At 65.1% G+C, this 13460-nt stretch carries 12 protein-coding genes; 7 read left to right on the top strand and 5 right to left on the bottom strand.

Going from position 1 to position 13460, the window contains the following annotated elements; all coding sequences use genetic code 11:
* Nucleotides 1–36: 36 nt before the first annotated feature.
* The 3 genes from F0185_RS00595 to ybiB all read right to left on the bottom strand — a co-directional run bounded on the left by F0185_RS00595 (nucleotide 37) and on the right by ybiB (nucleotide 3200).
* Nucleotides 37–1245, bottom strand: coding sequence for a BaiN/RdsA family NAD(P)/FAD-dependent oxidoreductase (locus F0185_RS00595; RefSeq protein WP_167220628.1), 1209 nt, complete (start codon nucleotides 1243–1245; stop codon nucleotides 37–39).
* A gap of 205 nt (nucleotides 1246–1450) precedes the next feature.
* Nucleotides 1451–2227 (bottom strand): uroporphyrinogen-III C-methyltransferase, encoded by a 777-nt coding sequence (gene cobA, locus F0185_RS00590; RefSeq protein WP_167220626.1) that lies wholly within the window; start codon nucleotides 2225–2227, stop codon nucleotides 1451–1453.
* Nucleotides 2211–3200 (bottom strand): DNA-binding protein YbiB, encoded by a 990-nt coding sequence (gene ybiB / locus F0185_RS00585; RefSeq protein WP_167220624.1) that lies wholly within the window; start codon nucleotides 3198–3200, stop codon nucleotides 2211–2213. The genes cobA and ybiB overlap by 17 nt, the downstream gene beginning before the upstream one ends.
* A gap of 120 nt (nucleotides 3201–3320) precedes the next feature.
* Here ybiB and F0185_RS00580 point away from each other — a divergent pair, with 120 nt between their 5' ends.
* The 4 genes from F0185_RS00580 (at nucleotide 3321) to F0185_RS00565 (ending at nucleotide 7498) form a co-directional block, all read left to right on the top strand.
* Nucleotides 3321–4826: a DUF4331 domain-containing protein gene (locus F0185_RS00580; RefSeq protein WP_167220622.1), complete on the top strand. Its 1506-nt coding sequence runs from the start codon at nucleotides 3321–3323 to the stop codon at nucleotides 4824–4826.
* Between the two features lie 21 nt (nucleotides 4827–4847).
* On the top strand, nucleotides 4848–5087 hold the full coding sequence (locus F0185_RS00575) for a hypothetical protein (RefSeq protein ID WP_167220620.1): 240 nt from the start codon (nucleotides 4848–4850) through the stop codon (nucleotides 5085–5087).
* Nucleotides 5088–5177: 90 nt separating this feature from the next.
* On the top strand, nucleotides 5178–6374 hold the full coding sequence (locus tag F0185_RS00570) for a tetratricopeptide repeat protein (protein ID WP_167220618.1): 1197 nt from the start codon (nucleotides 5178–5180) through the stop codon (nucleotides 6372–6374).
* Nucleotides 6374–7498: a HupE/UreJ family protein gene (locus tag F0185_RS00565; RefSeq protein WP_167220616.1), complete on the top strand. Its 1125-nt coding sequence runs from the start codon at nucleotides 6374–6376 to the stop codon at nucleotides 7496–7498. The genes F0185_RS00570 and F0185_RS00565 overlap by 1 nt, the downstream gene beginning before the upstream one ends.
* Nucleotides 7499–7569: 71 nt before the next feature.
* Here the strand turns inward: F0185_RS00565 and F0185_RS00560 are convergent, their stop codons facing one another.
* Nucleotides 7570–9258, bottom strand: coding sequence for an alkaline phosphatase D family protein (locus F0185_RS00560; RefSeq protein ID WP_167220614.1), 1689 nt, complete (start codon nucleotides 9256–9258; stop codon nucleotides 7570–7572).
* A gap of 175 nt (nucleotides 9259–9433) precedes the next feature.
* Between F0185_RS00560 and F0185_RS00555 the strand changes: the two genes are divergently transcribed.
* The 3 genes from F0185_RS00555 (at nucleotide 9434) to F0185_RS00545 (ending at nucleotide 12640) form a co-directional block, all read left to right on the top strand.
* Nucleotides 9434–10492: a 3-deoxy-7-phosphoheptulonate synthase gene (locus F0185_RS00555; RefSeq protein ID WP_166889921.1), complete on the top strand. Its 1059-nt coding sequence runs from the start codon at nucleotides 9434–9436 to the stop codon at nucleotides 10490–10492.
* Nucleotides 10493–10646: 154 nt separating this feature from the next.
* The gene (gene tsaD, locus F0185_RS00550; RefSeq protein WP_166889547.1) at nucleotides 10647–11687 is read left to right on the top strand and encodes a tRNA (adenosine(37)-N6)-threonylcarbamoyltransferase complex transferase subunit TsaD; all 1041 of its coding nucleotides are present in this window, start codon (nucleotides 10647–10649) and stop codon (nucleotides 11685–11687) included.
* Nucleotides 11688–11794: 107 nt separating this feature from the next.
* Nucleotides 11795–12640 (top strand): endonuclease/exonuclease/phosphatase family protein, encoded by an 846-nt coding sequence (locus F0185_RS00545; protein ID WP_167220612.1) that lies wholly within the window; start codon nucleotides 11795–11797, stop codon nucleotides 12638–12640.
* A 21-nt stretch (nucleotides 12641–12661) separates the two neighbouring features.
* Here F0185_RS00545 and F0185_RS00540 read toward each other — a convergent pair whose 3' ends face one another.
* A complete protein-coding gene (locus tag F0185_RS00540; protein ID WP_167220610.1) occupies nucleotides 12662–13459 on the bottom strand; it encodes an ABC transporter ATP-binding protein in 798 nt (265 codons plus the stop codon).
* Nucleotide 13460: the final 1 nt, after the last annotated feature.

The raw sequence follows: 13460 nt of genomic DNA, 5'->3' as shown, positions 1-13460 counted from the left end.
TCCTTTTGCTGTTTCACAACACCGTCACGGAACCGCTCACACCGCCTGCCCGGCCGCCACGCCCGAGGCCCACGCCCACTGGAAGTTATAGCCGCCCAGCCAGCCGGTCACATCGACCGCTTCGCCGATGAAATACAAACCCGGCACCTTGTTGGCCATCATCGATTGCTGCGACAGCTCGCGCGTATCGATGCCGCCCAGGGTCACCTCGGCCTTGCGGTAGCCTTCCGAGCCGGTCGGCACGATGGCCCAGCGGTTGATGGCGTCGCCCAGCTTGCGCAGCTTTGCGTCCGGCAAGTCGGCCAGGCGCGCGTCGGGTGTCAGGCCGGCCACCGAGATCAAGACCTCGGCCAGGCGCACCGGCAGCCACTGCGAGACCACGTTGCCCAGTTGCTTCTTGAGCGTGCTCTTGCCGTCGATCAGCTCCTGCGCCACATCCATCTCGGGCAGCAGGTTGACGATGATCGGCGTGCCCGGCTGCCAGTAGCTGGAAATTTGCAGGATGGCCGGACCCGACAGGCCGCGGTGGGTGAACAGCAAGTCCTCGCGAAAATGGCCGCGCTTGTTGCCCTTGCCCTTGTTCGAGCCCGTTTCCACCTCGACTTCGAGGGCGATGCCGGCCAGCGGAACGAAGGCTTCCCAGCTGGGGCCGTCGAAAGTGAGCGGCACCAGGCCCGGGCGCGGCTCGACCATGTTCAGGTCGAACTGGGCCGCGATGCGGTAACCGAAATCGGTCGCGCCGATTTTCGGGATCGACAAGCCGCCGGTGGCGATGACGACGCTGTCGGCCAGGATCTCGCCGCTGTCGGTAAGGATGAAAAAGCCCTCGGCGGTTTTTTCCAGCGACTCGACCTTGGACGGCATGCGCCAGGTCACATCCCCGCTGGCGCACTCGGCCTTGAGCATCTGGATAATCTGCTCGGCCGACTCATTACAAAACAGCTGGCCGCGATGTTTCTCGTGATAGCCGATGCGGTGTTTCTTAACGAGGGTCAGAAAATCCTGCGGGGTATACCGAGACAAAGCGCTCTTGCAAAAATGCGGGTTATCCGATAAAAAATTCTGCGGCGTCGCATTCATATTGGTGAAGTTACAACGTCCACCACCCGAAATCCTGATCTTCTCTGCAAGTTTCTCCGCATGATCGATCAACACCACCCGTTTGCCGCGCTGGGCGGCGACGGCCGCGCACATCATCCCGGCCGCGCCCGCGCCGATCACTGCTACATCAAATTGTTTTGCCATGGCGTATGCCGGTTTCCGCTAATCACTAAAACCGTCATTGTAAACCGCGCAGGCCGGCCAAGTCCCCGAACCACCGGTAGAAACTCCTACAACCGGGGTCAGAGCTTTAACTTGCAACACTTTTGTTGCAAGTTAAAGCTCTGACCCCGGTTGTAGGAGTTTGAAGCTGGTGGGGCGAGTGAAACTCTGTACAGCGTAGGAAAAGTCAGGCCGGTCGGGCGTGGGCCTGGAGTTGCTCGACGGCGATGTCGGCGCAGCGCACCACGTCGCCAATCACGATGATGCTGGGACTGCCGAGGCCGGACACGGCCAGATCGTCCGCCAAATCCGCCAGGGTCGTCAGCAGTTGCGTCTGCCCCGCCCCGGTCGCCGACTGGATCACGGCCACCGGCGTGCTGCCGGCCTTGCCGCCGGCCAGCAGCGCCGCCTGGATCTGCCTGCAACGCGCCACGCCCATGTAGATCACCAGGGTCAACCCGGTCTGCGCCAGCAAGGCCCAGTCGGGCGTGCGGGCGCTGCCCGCCTCGTCGCCACGCTCGTGGCCGGTCACGAAAATCGCGCCCGAGCTCCAGTCGCGGTGCGTCAGCGGCACGCCGATCGATGAGGGCGCCGCCAGCCCGCTGCTGATGCCGTTGATGACCTCGACCTCGATGCCTTCGGCCATCAGGTGCGCGCGCTCTTCGCCGCCACGCCCGAAAATGAAGGGGTCGCCGCCCTTGAGCCGCACCACTTGCCGTCCGGCCCGCGCTTCGGCCACCATCAGCCGTTCAATGAAGTCCTGCGAGGTCGAGCGGCAGCCGCCGCGCTTGCCCACCGGTACGATGCGCGCCGAGGGCGCGGCATGCGCCAGGATCGCCAGGTTGACCAGGTCGTCCACCAGCAGCACGTCGGCCGTGCCGATCGCTTTCACCGCCTTCAAGGTCAACAGCTCCGGATCGCCCGGACCAGCCCCGACCAGATAAACCTTACCTTTGTTCCCCATGATGCGCACCCGTGTTTGCTTGTATTGACTTTGAAACTAGCAAGCACTGTGCCACTTGCTCGGTGATCGAGGCGGGCACGGCCACGCTGCCCTCCAGCGCGCGGGCGATCCAGGCCGCCGTGGTGGCCGCATCGCGCTCGGCCGGGGCCTCCGCCACGTCATCCGTTGGTGCATCGCGCTGCACCAGGATGGTGCACTGTGTGCCATGGAACCAGTCGATCTGCTGCGCCCGGTTGGCGTTGGCCACGGTTTCACCTTCGGTGCCGCGCATCAGGAAAGCGTCGCCCCGCCCTTCGCGCGCAATGGTCGTGAAGTATTCACCCAGCATCTCCAGGTATTCCGGATGCGTGTACGAAACCAGCCGCAGCGCCGGCCCGGCAAACGGCTGCAAGATCTTGACCAGGGTATGCGTCGAGTTGCGCACGCCCAGGATGCGGCGCAGCGACAGCAACTGCGCCATCTTCGGGGCCAGCGTCTCGATCGGCATGAAAGCCGGCTTGCCCGCCGCGAACGCGGCCTGCACGTCGCCTGCCGAAGCGGCCGCCTCGAATCCCATCTCACGAAGAATTTCGAAGCTTGTCACCCTGCCCGGATCGCTGCTCACGCCATGCACCAGCACCGGCACGCCTTCGCGCGCCAGCAGCAGCGCCAGCAGCGGGGTCAGGTTGGCCATCTTGCGCGAACCGTTGTAGGTGGGAATGAGCACCGGCGCGTACGCACCCGCCGGCGCCACCAGCGCCTCGAACGAGGCCTCGGCCGCGTCCAGGAAGCCGGCGATCTCGTCCACCGACTCGCCCTTGATGCGCATCGCCAGCAAAATGCCGCCCAGTTCCAGGTCGGACACCCTGCCGTCGAGCATCGCGCCGTACAGCGCCTGCGCGTTTTCGCGCGTCATGCTGCGCGCCCCTTTTTTGCCACGCCCGATTTCTTTGATGAAAGTGGCGGCCAGGAATGGTTCGGTTGTTTTGTTCATGGGGTTCAGCTTAACACTGCATTCATAAAGATTTATTTGGCATAAAGTGAATCCGGCGACGAAGCCGCCGCGTATATCTGCATGCACATCAGTGTGAAAACCTATAACGAGGAGAGCAACATGAATCAGATGAGATTACGGGCGACCATCGGCGCGGTACTGGCAGGCAACCTGCTGGCCTGCGCATTCGCGCCGTCGGCATTCGCATCGAGCCACCGGGAAGCGCCTTTCATCACGCGCAATCCGAAGATCGATGCCACCGACTTTTACATGTTCCGCAGTTACCAGGCCGGCCGCAGCGATTTTACAACGCTGATCGCCAATTATGTGCCGCTGCAGGATGCCTACGGCGGCCCGAATTACTTCATGATGGACCCGGACGCGCTCTACGAAATCCATGTCGATAATAACGGCGATGCCAAGGAAGACATCACCTTCCAGTTCCGCTTCAAGAATACCAATAAAGATACGCAGCTGACCGTGGGCGGTAAAAAAGTCTCGATTCCGCTCGTGATCAACGGCGGCCCGATCGCCGACGCCAACGCCGCCGGCGCCAATGTGCGCGAAACCTTCACCGTCACCGTGGTGCGCGGCGACCGTCGCAGCGGCGCCCGCGCCGTCGTCGCCAATGCCGACGGTGGCGGCGCCACCTTCGACAAGCCGCTGGACAACATCGGCAACAAGTCGATTCCCAACTACGACGCCTACGCCGCCCGCCACCTGTACAACGTCACCATCCCCGGCTGCACGGCGCCGGGCAAGCTGTTCGTCGGCCAGCGCAAGGATCCGTTCGTCGTCAACCTCGGCGAAACGTTCGACCTGATCAACATCAAGGCCCCGGCCGTCGAGTTCAGCGCCAACGCCGAAAAAGGCGCGAAGGATGACCTGGCCAACAAGAACGTAACCACCCTGAGCATGGAAGTGCCGACCTCGTGCCTGCTCAACGCGACCGCCGGCGACCCGGTCATCGGCGCCTGGACCACGGCCAGCCTGCGCCAGGGCCGCCTGATCAACCCCACGCCGAAGTCGGACGCCGACGTCTCGAAAGAAGGCGGCGCCTGGGTCCAGGTATCGCGCCTGGGCATGCCACTGGTCAATGAAGTCGTCATCGGCCTGAAAGACAAGGACCGTTTCAACCACAGCAAGCCAGCGGCCGACGGCCAGTTCGCCGACTACGTCACCAACCCGACCCTGCCCGCCCTGGTCGAGATTTTGTACGGCAGCGCCGGCGCCAAGGCCCCGACCAACTTCCCGCGCAACGACCTGGTGGCCACCTTCCTGACCGGGATCAAGGGCGTGAACCAGCCGAAGACCGTCACCGCGTCCGAGATGCTGCGCTTGAATACCTCGATCGCACCAACCGCGCCGGGCGCGCAAAAACGCCTCGGCGTGATTGAAGGCGACAACGCTGGCTTCCCGAACGGCCGCCGTCCGGGCGACGACGTGGTCGACGTTGCGCTGCGCGTCGTCATGGGCAAGCTGTGCACCATCAACATCGGCTGCGCACCAGCCGACGCCCCGGCCGGCGCGCTACGCTTTACCGATGGCGCGTATCTGGATGAGACGATGGTGGGCACCGCCTTCCCGTACCTCAAATCGCCGATCCCTGGTTCGCCACAGAAGTAATCACCACATCAGGAGAGCACCATGAAAAAACTCAGTCTGATCTGCGCCATGCTGTTGCTGACCGCCTGCGGCAGCGACACGCAAACCTCGTCGCCGCCGGACGTGCTGACGCCACCGCCGCCACCAACCGGCCCGGTCGCCGACGCCTTTTTCACCACCGTGAAGACGACCGTGGCGGCCATGCCGGACGACAGCGAAGCGGTCGCCATCGACGCCATCGCCAGCACCGCGCCGGAAGACACGGAACCGTCGGCCTTGTAAGCACTTGCAGTCCATCCGGCCGGGAAGCAGCTTTCCGGCCGGAGTCGTACCCAAAAAAACAGAATAATTCTCACGCACCGGGAACACACCATGCCGACACGATTCGCACGCCTTACCGCACCGGCGCTGCTGGCGTACGCGCTCCTGGCGCCGCTGGCGCAGGCCGCGCCGCACATTCCGGCCAGCGGCAGCACCGTGCTCGAGCGCCTGCCGCGCCGCGCCGACCCGGTCCAGCGCGAACTGGCCACCTTGCGCGCGCAACTGGCCGCCAGCCCGAGCGACCTGGCGCTGGCCAGCCGCACCGCGCAGCGCTACATCGCGGTAGCGCGCCAGGAAACCGATCCGCGCTACTTCGGCTACGCCCAGGCCGCGCTGGCGCCGTGGTGGTCGATGGCGGCGCCCCCGCCCGAGGTGCGCCTGCTGCGCGCCATCCTGCTGCAAAGCACCCACCACTTCGCCGAAGCGCTGCGCGACCTGGACGCCATCGTCGTCGCCGACCCGGCCAATCCGCAAGCCTGGCTCACGCGCGCCATCGTGCAGACCGTGCGCGGCGACTACCAGGCCGCCACCGCGAGCTGCGCGCGCCTGTCGTCGCTGTCGACCGAACTGGTGACGATTACCTGCGTGGCGAATGTGGGCGCCATGACCGGACGTGCAGCCAAAAGCGAAGCGCTGCTCGAGATGACCCTGCGCCGCAACCAGGAAGCCGACGCCGGCATGCAGGTCTGGGTCCTGACCCTGCTGGGCGAAATGGCGCAGCGGCGCGGCGACGCCAGGGCCGCCGAAGAACGCTTCAAGCGCGCGCTGGCGCTGGACGCGCGCGACAGCTACCTGCTCGGCGCCTACGCCGATTTTTTGCTGGACCAGCGGCGCGCGCCCGAGGTCATTGCACTCGTCAAGGACCACACCCGCATCGACGCCCTGCTGCTGCGCCATGCGCTGGCCCTGCGCCAGGGTGGCGCGGGTGCGGGCGACGCGCTGCGCAATGCCGACGCCGAACTGAAGGCACGTTTTGAGGCCGCCATGCGGCGCGGCGACACCGTCCACCAGCGCGAACAGGCGCGCTACGAACTGCACATCCGCGCTAACGCCAACACCGCACTGGCGCTGGCGCAGCAAAACTGGGCGGTGCAAAAGGAATCGGCCGACATGATCATTCTGCTCGAAGCGGCCGCCAAGGCGGGCGACAAGGCCGCCGCCGCACCGGTCATCGACTGGGTCGCGAAACATGCGCTGGAAGACGTGGCCGTGGCGCGCCTGGTCAAGCAGATCAGGGCGGGCACGTGATGGGCCGCGGCTTCCTGGCCCTCCTGACGCTGGCCCTGGCCCTGGTGGCCGCGCCGGCGCGCGCCCACAAGCCGAGCGACAGCTACCTGACCCTCAAGGTCGCCGGACAGCAGATCAGCGGCCAATGGGACATCGCCCTGCGCGACCTGGAATTTGCTTTGAATCTCGACCAGGACGGCGACGGCGCGCTGACCTGGGATGAAATCCGCAGCCAGCACGACGCCATCGCCAACTACGCGCTGGCGCGCCTGGCGCTCACCAGCGGCGACGCCCCCTGCCCCATCGTCGCCGGCGAGCAGTTGATCGACAATCACACCGATGGCGCCTACACGGTGCTGCGTTTTCGCGCCACCTGCCCCGCCGCCGGCGCGGCCCTGGGCGTTAGCTACCGCCTGTTCGCCGACCTCGATCCGCAGCACAAGGGCCTGGTCAAGCTGGAACATGATGGCGCCACATCGACGGCCATCTTCAGCCCCGAGGCGGCGCGCCAGGACCTGCCGCTGCGCGCAGCGGGCAAGTTCGCCCAGTTCGCCGACTACGTCAAGCACGGCGTCTGGCATATCTGGATCGGCTTCGACCATATCCTGTTCCTGCTCTCGCTGCTGCTGCCGGCGGTGATCGCCCCGCTCGCGATGAAACAGGCGCAAACCCTCAGGGCCGCCTTTATCGACGTGCTCAAGGTGGTAACCGCGTTCACGCTGGCGCATTCGCTGACATTGACCCTGGCCAGCCTGCAGGTGCTGTCGCTGCCGTCGCGCTGGGTGGAGTCGGCGATTGCGGCCTCGGTGGTGCTGGCGGCGGTGAATAACCTTTACCCGCTGTTTCGCGGACGGCGGCCATTGGCGGCGTTTGCGTTCGGCCTGATTCACGGCTTCGGCTTTGCCGGCGTGCTGGCCGACCTGGGACTGCCGCAAGGTGCGCTGGTGCTAAGCCTGGCCGGTTTTAACGTCGGCGTGGAACTGGGGCAGCTGGCGATCGTGGCGGCGTTCCTGCCGCTGGCCTTCCTGACGCGCCGCACCTGGTTCTACCGCCAGTTGATGAGCACCGGCTCGGTCGTCATCGCCCTGATCGCCGGCGTATGGCTGTTCGAGCGCGCCTTCGACATGAAGGTGCTGCCCGTGTAGTGCGTTAGTGCGTGGTTTTGGGGACGGAGCCGCATTCCACCGTGCGCCTCGTCCCCCTTTTTTGTCCGGCGCTATGCTGCGATCAGCTTGCGGTTGGCGGCGCCCGGCAGCGTCTTGAGGACCTTGCCTGGCACGACCGTGTAGCTGGTCGACTTGACCGTGCTCACAAAACGGTACTCGGCGCGCGCGTCCAGCGGCGTCACCGTCACCACCATGAAGCCGCGCGACTTCGTTTCCGCGTACACCAGCGGCCCGATGATCTGTTCCAGGCCGGCCGCCACCAGCGCCGGATCCTCGTTCTTGAAAATCTCTTCAAAACCCGGCGAGGTCACCGACGACACCCCGAACTCCACCCCGACCGCCTGCCCGTTCATGTCGGCCAGGTCGCTGGCCCATGCGTTGTGCGTGTCGCCGGCCAGCACCACCAGGTTCTTGTTCAGCGCTTTGGCGGTGGCCAGCACGGTTTCGCGCGCGGCCTGGTAGCCGTCCCACGCATCGAGGTTGTATGGCACCGATGGCTGGGCCAGGATCTGCTGTTCGGCCGCGCTCAAGCTGGCCGGCGCGCTCTTCGCTTTGGCCAGCAGCGCGACGTAGGCGCCGAAGCCGATTGCGCCCAGCACCAGCGGCGCCGGCAGGTTCATGCGCGCCATCAGCACCTGCTGGCCCAGCATCTGCCAGGTGGCGCTCGACTTGGTCAGCTGGCCTTTGAGCCAGGTGGTTTGCTCAAGGCCCATCAGCTGGCGCGCCGGGTTGCCCGCATCGGCCGCGAACGCGGCGCCGTTGAACGCGCCGCCGGCGCCGACGTAGCTTGGGTAAGCGAGCTGCTTGTCGCGCCCGATCACGCGCGTGTCGAGCATGTGCAGCGACAGCAGGTTGCCGAAGTCGAAGGAACGGTAGATGCGATCGGGCTTGCTGGCGTCCGGCAGGCGGATCGGCATCCACTCGTTGTAGGCCTGGATCGCCATCTGGCGGCGCGCCAGGAACAGGCCTTCGGTGGCCGGGTCGTGGTTCTCCGCACCTTCGCGCCAGGTGTCGTTGGCCAGTTCGTGATCGTCCCACACGGTGATGAAGGGCATGCGCGCGTGCAGCGCCTGCAGGTCCTTGTCGGCGCGGTACTGGGCATAGCGGCGCCGGTAGTCGCTCAGGGTAATGATCTCGTTGGCCGGCACCGACACGCGGCCCATCGCCTCGGCGTCCTTGGCGGCGTAACCGTCCTTGGCGTATTCGTAGATATAGTCGCCCAAATGGATGGCGGCGTCGATGTCGTTCAGTTTTGCCGCTTCGGCGTAGACGTGGAAGTAGCCTGCCGGGTAGTTGGTGCAGCTGAACACCGCCAGCTTGACCTGCGCCAGGTTGCCGCTGCCGATCGTCTTGGTGCGGCCGACCGGCGAGACCACGCCGTACGCCACGAAGCGGTAGTAATAGGCGCGATTCGCGGCCAGCCCGGTCACGTCGACCTTGACGGTGTAGTCGCGCGCCGGGCCGGTGCTGGTGCTGCCTTTGGCGGCGATGACGGCGAAGTTGCTGTCTTCGGAGAGCTCCCAACTGACGTCGATATCGCCGCTGGCGGCGGTGCCGATGCGGGTCCAGACGATGACGCGGTCGCTCAGCGGATCGCCGCTGGCGACGCCGTGCGCGAAGCGGACATCGATATCGCCGCCATCGCTGCCGCCGCAGCCGGCCAGTGCGACGCCGGACGCCGCGACGGTCCCGAGAGAGAGGTTGCGAAGGAACTTGCGGCGCGAATTCGGTTGGGTCATGACAGCTCGTGATAGGCAGTTGAGAAGCCGGCAAGCTTAAACGGGCGAGATGACTCGTTGATGACACGCACCGTCGCAATCGGGCCGGCTTTTGATGCAGCTTGTGCAAGAGTGCCCGATTCGGGCTAAACTCCCGTATCCACGCCGAAAAACACGAGAAAAAGCAGCCTTCATGATTACTACTCCAGACATCGAAAATACCAACGTCACGTCGTTCGCGACCATGCCGACCCCGGAAGAGCTGCACAAGCGCCTCCCCCTGACCGACAGCGCGTTCGCCACGGTCATGCAGGGCCGCGCCGCCCTGCGCGACATCATCGACCGCAAGGACAAGCGCCTGTTCGTCGTCGTGGGCCCGTGCTCGATCCACGACCCGGTGGCCGGCATCGACTATGCGCACCGCCTCAAGGCGCTGCAGGCCGAAGTGGCCGACACCATGCTGCTGGTGATGCGCGTGTATTTCGAAAAGCCGCGCACCACGACCGGCTGGAAGGGCTATATCAACGACCCGCACATGGACGATTCCTTCCGCGTCGACGAAGGCATGGAAAAGGCGCGCCGCTTCCTGCTGGACGTCTGCGAAATGGGCCTGCCCACCGCCACCGAAGCGCTGGACCCGATTTCGCCGCAGTACCTGGGCGACCTGATCGCCTGGACCGCGATCGGCGCGCGCACCACCGAATCGCAGACGCACCGCGAGATGTCGTCGGGTTTGTCGACGCCGGTCGGTTTCAAGAACGGCACCGATGGCGACATCAGCATCGCGATCAACGCCATTTTGTCGTCGGCGCATCCGCACTCGTTCCTGGGCATCAACGGCCAGGGCACGGTGTCGATCGTGCGCACCAGCGGCAACGCCTACGGGCACGTGGTGCTGCGCGGCGGCGATGGACGTCCGAATTACGATTCGGTGTCGATCGCGATTGCGGAGCAGGCGCTTGAAAAAGCCAAGCTGCCGGCCAACCTGGTGGTCGACTGCTCGCATGCGAACAGCTACAAGAAGCCGGAGTTGCAGCCGCTGGTGATGTCGGACGTGGTGCAGCAGATCCGGCACGGGAACAAATCGCTGGTGGGCGTGATGATCGAGTCGAATATCGTCGGCGGCAACCAGAAGATCCCGGCGGATCTGACGCAGTTGAAGTATGGTTGTTCGGTCACCGACGGCTGCATCGACTGGGATGCGACCGAGAAGATGCTGCGCGCCGCGCACGCGGAGCTGTTGCAGCGTCCTTAAAGCCCCCCCCTCAGAGCCGTCGTTCCCGCGCAGGCGGGAACCCAAGGACGTAGCGCAGCTAACGGCTTATCGACGGACTTGGGTTCCCGCCTGCGCGGGAACGACGGGGCAGTGCTTTACAATGGCGCATTCCCCCTTATCTTCCATACCCTCCATGATTGTTCTCGGCGTCGAATCCTCCTGCGATGAAACCGGCCTTGCGTTGTACGACACGCAACGCGGCTTGCTCTCCCACGCCCTGCATTCGCAGGTCGCCATGCACGAAGAATATGGCGGCGTGGTGCCGGAACTGGCCTCGCGCGACCATATCCGGCGCGCCATCCCGCTGCTCGAAGAAACCCTCTCGCGCGCCGGCGTGGCCATGGCCGACATCGACGCCATCGCCTACACCCAGGGCCCGGGCCTGGCCGGTGCGCTGCTGGTCGGCTCGTCGATCGCGTGCAGCCTTGCGCTGGCGCTCGACAAGCCGGTGCTCGGCGTGCACCACCTCGAAGGCCACCTGCTCTCGCCGCTGCTGGCCTCCGATCCGCCGCAGTTCCCCTTCATCGCGCTGCTCGTTTCGGGCGGCCATACGCAGTTGATGCGGGTCGATGGCGTCGGCCAGTACACCCTGCTCGGAGAAACGCTGGACGACGCGGCCGGCGAGGCGTTCGACAAGTCGGCCAAGCTGCTCGGCCTGGGCTACCCCGGCGGCCCGGCGATTTCACGCCTGGCCGAATTCGGCGATCCGCTGGCCTACAAGCTGCCGCGTCCCATGCTGCACTCGAAAGACTTCAACTTCAGCTTCTCGGGCCTGAAAACGGCCGTGCTGACGGTGGTGAAGAACCACGAAGAAAAAGTCATCGCCAATATCTGCGAACAGGACAAGGCCAATATCGCGCGCGGCTTCGTCGACGCCATCGTCGATGTCTTGACCGCCAAGTGCGTCAGCGCGCTGCGCCACACGGGCCTCAAACGGCTGGTGATCGCCGGCGGCGTGGGCGCCAACTCGCAGCTGCGCGCCTCGCTCAACGCGGCGGCGTCGGCCAAGAAATTCCGCGTGTTCTATCCGGAGCTGGAATTTTGCACCGATAACGGCGCCATGATCGCCTTTGCCGGCGCCATGCGCCTGCAAATCAACCCCGACGCGGCCACGCGCGACTACGGCTTCAATGTGCGCCCGCGCTGGCCGCTCGACGAGATCAAGGTGGTCTGACCAACACCCGCGCGGCGCACGTGCGGAGCGGATGACGATCCTACCGTGTACCGTATTTTTCCAAAGAATGGCACACTCGCCCGGTTCTGTTTTTCCGGAGGTGCTGTATGCGTGTTGTTAGCTGGAATATTCACTGGGGTTGCGGCAAGGATGGCAGGATCCGCATTCACGCCATCATCGATGTGTTGCGCAAATTAAATCCCGATGTGATTTGCCTGCAAGAAGTTGCGTCAAATCATGCTGAGCTCGAAGGCAACGCGACATCCAACCAGTTCCGCCAGTTGGCGGGCGCCTTTGGTGGCTACCAGCCGGTGATCGAACCGACCAGCGAAATCTACCAGAACAACCTGCCGCGCCAGTTCGGCAATATGTTGCTCTCCAAATACCGCATCAACCAGGTGCACCGCTACCTGCTGCCGTGGCCGCCCGATCCGAACAGTCCGGCCGGCATGCCGCGCGGGTTGATCGAAGCCGTCATCGACGCCCCCGGCGGCAAGGTGCGCGTGCTGACCACGCACCTCGAATATTACTCGCCGCTGCAGCGCATGGCGCAGGTGCGGCATCTCAAGTACCTGCATTGGGAAGCGTGCGAACGGGCGCGTATCTTTCAACCGGACCCGAGCATGGATTCGCCCTACCAGCTCGGTTTCCGCCCCGGTTCCGCGATCTATTGCGGCGACTTCAACTTCACGCCCGATTCGCCCGACTACCAGGAATTGATCACGCCCGACGACAACATCGCGCTGCCGCTGGTGGACGCCTGGCGCCTGCGCCATCCGGAGATCGCGCGCGCGCCCACCGCCGGCTTGCATGGCTTCAAGTGGCCGGAGCGGGCCGATTGCTTCGACTACTTTTTCGTCACGAACGATCTGGCGCAGCGCGTGACGGAGGTGGAAGTGCAGTCGGAAACGGCGGCCTCGGACCATCAACCGATCGTGCTCGATATCGCCTGACAGGCTGCGGCGCCGCCTGCCCTACGCCGCCTGCGGCCGTGCCTGGCGCTGATACAAAAACTCCAGCACGCGCGTGCGGTAGTCCATGTACTGCCGGTCATGCGCCAGCGCCAGCCGCTCGCGCGGGCGTGCCAGCGCTACCCGCACGATGTCGCCGATGGTGGCGGCCGGCCCGTTGCTCATCATCACGATGCGGTCCGACAGCAGCACCGCCTCGTCCACGTCGTGGGTCACCATCACCACGGTGGAGCCGGTGCGGACCACGATGCGCAGCAATTCATCTTGCAGGTGCGCGCGCGTGAGGGCGTCGAGCGCGCCGAAGGGCTCGTCCATCAGCAGCACCTTCGGCTCCATCGACAGCGCGCGGGCAATGCCGACGCGCTGTTTCATGCCGCCCGAGATTTCGTTCGGCCGCTTGCGGGCCGCCGCGTCCAGCCCCACCAGCGCCAGCGCCGCCGTGGTGCGCTCGCGCATCTGGCTGCCTGACTCCTTGCTCGCGAACACGCGCTCGACCGCCAGGTACACATTCTCGAAGCAGCTCAGCCATGGCAACAGCGAGTGATTCTGGAACACCACGCCGCGCTCGGGCGATGGTCCGGCAATCTCGCGCCCGGCGCAGATCAGGGCGCCGTCGCTAGCCTTGGTCAAGCCCGCCAACAGGTTGAGCAGGGTCGACTTGCCGCAACCCGAGTGGCCGATCAGGGTGACGAACTCGCCCTGCGCCACCGTCAGGTTGACGTTGCTGAGCGCGTGAAAGCGGCCCTTGCGGGTCTCGAACACCATCTCGGCGTGCTGCACTTCAATGAATTTCTTGTTCATG

It is taken from the genome of Massilia rubra, from assembly GCF_011682065.1.
Taxonomy (GTDB): Bacteria; Pseudomonadota; Gammaproteobacteria; order Burkholderiales; family Burkholderiaceae_D; genus Telluria_A; species Telluria_A rubra.
Note: the sequence above shows the minus strand (reverse complement) of the source record. Positions and strands in the feature narration are given on the sequence as shown.